Here is a 3,984-nt window from a genome sequence, read left to right as displayed (position 1 = left end):
CACATGGACCAGACCAAGGTGCAGAACGGCACGCTGGTGCGCGTGATGTCGTGGTACGACAACGAGTGGGGCTTCTCCAACCGCATGGCCGACACCGCCGTCGCGATGGGCAAGCTGATCTAATCGACCAAGTCTCGATCTAATCGACTAAGCCGTTCAGCGGCGAAGTCGACGACGACACGGCGCCTCATGGACCAAGCTCGGGTTATCACCCGCTTCTGCCATGAGGCGCCGCATTCGACGCGCCGAAGCTGTTCTTCGTGCGCCCATCATCCTCCCTCATCCTGAGGAGCCGAGCGCAGCGAGGCGTCTCGAAGGATGACACCCAAGGCACCGGGTTCATCATGACAAAGACATTCCGCACCCTCGACGACGTCGATGTGAAGGGCAAGCGCGTGCTGCTGCGCGTCGATCTCAACGTGCCGATGGACGCCGGCAAGGTGACCGACAGCACCCGGCTCGAGCGCGTGATGCCGACCATCACCGAGCTGTCGAGCAAGGGCGCCAAGGTGATCCTGCTGGCGCATTTCGGCCGCCCGAAGGGCCGCGACGACAAGAACTCGCTCAGGCCGGTCGCCGCCGCGCTGGCCGACGTCATCAAGAAGCCGGTCGGCTTCGCTGATGACTGCATCGGCGAGCCCGCCGCCAAGGCGATCGCCGCGATGAACGACGGCGACATCCTGTGCCTGGAAAACACCCGCTTCCATCCCGAGGAAGAGAAGAACGATCCGGCGTTCGTCGACAAGCTCGCCGAGCTCGGCGACATCTGGGTCAACGACGCGTTCTCTGCCGCGCACCGCGCCCACGCCACCACTGAAGGCCTCGGCCACAAGCTGCCGGCCTATGCGGGCCGCACCATGCAGGCCGAGCTGGTGGCACTGAACAAGGCGCTGGAAGCGCCGGTGAAGCCGGTGATCGCCATCGTCGGCGGCGCCAAGGTGTCGACCAAGATCGACCTGCTCGAAAACCTCGTCACCAAGGTGCAGGCGCTGGTGATCGGCGGCGGCATGGCCAACACCTTCCTGCACGCCCAGGGCGTCAAGGTCGGCAAGTCGCTGTGCGAGAAGGACCTGGCCCCGACCGCGCTGCGCATCCTCGATAAGGCCGAAGCCGCCAACTGCGCCATCATCCTCCCGGTCGACGCCACCGTGGCCTATCACTTCGAGGCCAACGCGCCGTCGTTCGCCTACGGCCTCGACGCGATCCCGCCGGACAGCATGATCCTCGACGTCGGCCCGCGTTCGATCGAGCGCATCCACGCCGCGATCGACGACGCCGCCACCCTGGTGTGGAACGGCCCGGTCGGCGCGTTCGAGTTGACGCCGTTCGACAAGGGCACCGTCGAAGCTGCCAAGCATGCCGCCAAGCGCACCAAGGCCGGCAAGCTGGTGTCGGTGGCGGGCGGCGGCGACACCGTCGCGGCGCTCAACCACGCCGGCGTCGCCGACGACTTCACCTACATCTCGACAGCCGGCGGCGCCTTCCTGGAATGGATGGAAGGCAAGCCGCTGCCGGGCGTGGAAGTGCTCCGGGTCAAGTAGGCCCAGCTCAGCCCACTCGGTCTCGAAGAACGCCCAGGTTGTAGATACAGCGTTTCGCACCTACACTCCGAGCAGGATTGTGGTGCGGATCGCACGGCCAAGTTCTGCAGAGGTCATCACGGTGGGCACCAGTGACGATCGTGATGCTGAAGAGCGGGCTCGTGAGGCTGCGCGGCAGCTCCGAGCCGAGATGACGGCGCCTGGGCTGCGGCCGACCGATCCGCCGCTCCCTGACTTGAATGATCCAGAGATCAAGGCAGAAATTCGCCGGGCGTGTGCGGCCATCAACGCGAGTGCAGAAGACCAAGAGCTCCTTGAGCAGCTCGCCGTTATGCTGATCGAAGTCTGGGGCGACGACGGGAAGTGACACGCCCGTCCTTACCGCATTCTCTCTCGTCATCGCCCGCGAAGGCGGGCGATCCAGTATGGCAGTGAAAGGCGGATCGAACACGAGCGCTCTGGAATACTGGTTCCCCCGCCTTCGCGGGGGATGACGCTAGCCGCCTCTCCACCGGCGACATGGCCGCGGTCAATCGCGCCCTCGCCATCTTCCTCGGCATTGTCTAAGACCCTGTCCGAACGGCTTCCCAAACCAACAAGAACAGCCAAAGGAGAGACGCGATGAACCTCGCTGACTTGAACCAGATCGCTCGCGCCATGGTCGCGCCCGGCAAGGGCATTCTCGCTGCCGACGAGTCGTCGGGGACGATCAAGAAGCGGTTCGACGTGATCGGGGTGGAGTCGACCGAGACCAACCGCCGCGATTATCGCGAGATGCTGTTCCGCTCCAAGGAAGCGATGAGCGACTACGTCTCCGGCGTGATCCTGTACGACGAGACGATCTGGCAGAACGCCGCCGACGGCACTCCGCTGGTGAAGCTGATCGAGCAGGCCGGCAGCATCCCCGGCATCAAGGTCGACGAGGGCACCCAACCGCTGCCGAACTGCCCGGGCGAGACCATCACGGTCGGCCTCGACAAGCTCGCCGAACGGCTCGCCAAGTACTACAAGCAGGGCGCCCGCTTCGCGAAGTGGCGCGCCGTGATCGACATCGACACCGCCCGCGGCGTACCGACCCACACCGCGATCATGACCAACGCCCATGCGCTGGCGCGCTACGCGGCGCTGTGCCAGCAGGCCCAGATCGTGCCGATCGTCGAGCCCGAGGTACTGATGGACGGCGCCCACGACATCGACACCTGCTACAACGTCACCGAATGGGTGCTGAAGGAGACCTTCCAGCAACTCTACTTCCAGGGCGTGGCCCTCGAAGGCATGATCCTGAAGCCGAACATGGCGGTCCCCGGCAAGAAATCGGCTAAGAAGGCATCGGTGCAGGAAGTCGCCGAGAAGACCGTGAAGCTGCTGAAGGCCTGCGTGCCGTCGGCGGTTCCGGGCATCGCCTTCCTGTCCGGCGGCCAGTCGGACGAAGAAGCGACGGCCCACCTCGATGCCATGAACAAGATCGGCGGCCTGCCCTGGGGCCTCACCTTCTCGTACGGCCGTGCCCTGCAGGCCGCGCCGCAGAAGGCGTGGTCGGGCAAGACCGAAAACGTCGCGGCCGGTCAGGCCGCGTTCACGCACCGGGCCCGGATGAATTCGCTCGCCGCCAAGGGCGAGTGGAGCGCCGAGCTCGAAACCAAGAAGGCCGCCTGAGCCGTATGAACGCCAAGCCTGCTCCATCGCGTCCGGCGCCGCGCCTGTATCTGGCGACGCCGGTGACTGCCGATCCCGCCGCCCCGGTCGCGGCCCTGCCGAAGCTGCTCGCCGCCGCCGATATCGCGGCGGTGCTGCTGCGGCTGGAGCCGTCCGATCCACGGACCCTGACGTCGCGGATCAAGGCGGTGGCGCCGGTGGTGCAGGCTGGCGGTGCGGCGCTCCTGGTCGACGGCCACGCCGACCTGGTGGCGCGCGGCGGCGCCGATGGAGCGCATCTGTCCGGCCTCAAGGATATGCAGGAATGGCTGCCGCAATTGCAGCCATCCCGGATTGCCGGCGTCGGCAGGCTGGAAACCCGCCATGATTCGATGATCGCAGGTGAAGCCGGCGCCGATTACGTGCTGTTCGGCGAGCCCGGCGCCGACGGCACCCGGCCGTCGGCCGAGGCGATTGCCGAGCGTTTGGACTGGTGGGCCGAGCTGTTCGAGCCGCCCTGCGTCGGCTATGCGACCAGCCGCGACGAAGTCCATCAATTCGCCACAGCAGGTGCCGATTTCGTGCTGGTGGGCGACTTCATCTGGAGCGCCGACGATCCCACGGCCGCGCTGGCGGACGCCGGCGAAGCGCTGCGCCAAGGCTTCGCTGCCGCCCCCCGGCAATAACACATTGGATTCCAAGATGAAGGCGCTGCGCGCGTTCGCGATTGTTGCGGCTTCGTTGCTGCTTGCCACCGGCGCAGCGGCGCAAGTCTCGCTGTCGCCGCCGTCCGGCCCCAACCCGTTCC

4 protein-coding genes and 1 pseudogene are annotated in these 3,984 nt (G+C 66.3%); all 5 read left to right on the top strand.

From position 1 onward, the window contains the following. Nucleotides 1-123 (top strand): annotated as a pseudogene (locus DYI24_RS22655) (erythrose-4-phosphate dehydrogenase); the annotation flags it as partial. A 221-nt stretch (nt 124-344) separates the two neighbouring features. Further along, the gene (locus DYI24_RS22650) at nt 345-1,541 is read left to right on the top strand and encodes a phosphoglycerate kinase (protein ID WP_164573932.1); all 1,197 of its coding nucleotides are present in this window, start codon (nt 345-347) and stop codon (nt 1,539-1,541) included. 121 nt (nt 1,542-1,662) lie between these two features. Beyond that, nucleotides 1,663-1,908 (top strand): antitoxin MazE-like protein, encoded by a 246-nt coding sequence (locus DYI24_RS22645; RefSeq protein WP_164573931.1) that lies wholly within the window; start codon nt 1,663-1,665, stop codon nt 1,906-1,908. A 254-nt stretch (nt 1,909-2,162) separates the two neighbouring features. Beyond that, nucleotides 2,163-3,197, top strand: coding sequence for a class I fructose-bisphosphate aldolase (locus DYI24_RS22640; protein ID WP_164573930.1), 1,035 nt, complete (start codon nt 2,163-2,165; stop codon nt 3,195-3,197). Nucleotides 3,198-3,202: 5 nt separating this feature from the next. Next, entirely contained in the window at nt 3,203-3,862 is a 660-nt protein-coding gene (locus DYI24_RS22635; RefSeq protein WP_164573929.1) for a thiamine phosphate synthase, read from the top strand. Nucleotides 3,863-3,984 lie beyond the last annotated feature (122 nt).

Origin of the sequence: Rhodopseudomonas sp. BR0C11 (assembly GCF_010820945.1) — a bacterium.
In the GTDB taxonomy this organism is placed as follows: domain Bacteria; phylum Pseudomonadota; class Alphaproteobacteria; order Rhizobiales; family Xanthobacteraceae; genus Rhodopseudomonas; species Rhodopseudomonas palustris_H.
This window is presented reverse-complemented; position numbering and strand designations above follow the sequence as displayed.

What these genes read in the sequence shown, in the direction of transcription:
- DYI24_RS22650 (WP_164573932.1), top strand. Translation starts at nt 345, where the DNA reads ATGACAAAGACATTCCGCACCCTCGACGACGTCGATGTGAAGGGCAAG.
- DYI24_RS22640 (WP_164573930.1), top strand. Translation starts at nt 2,163, where the DNA reads ATGAACCTCGCTGACTTGAACCAGATCGCTCGCGCCATGGTCGCGCCC.
- DYI24_RS22635 (WP_164573929.1), top strand. Translation starts at nt 3,203, where the DNA reads ATGAACGCCAAGCCTGCTCCATCGCGTCCGGCGCCGCGCCTGTATCTG.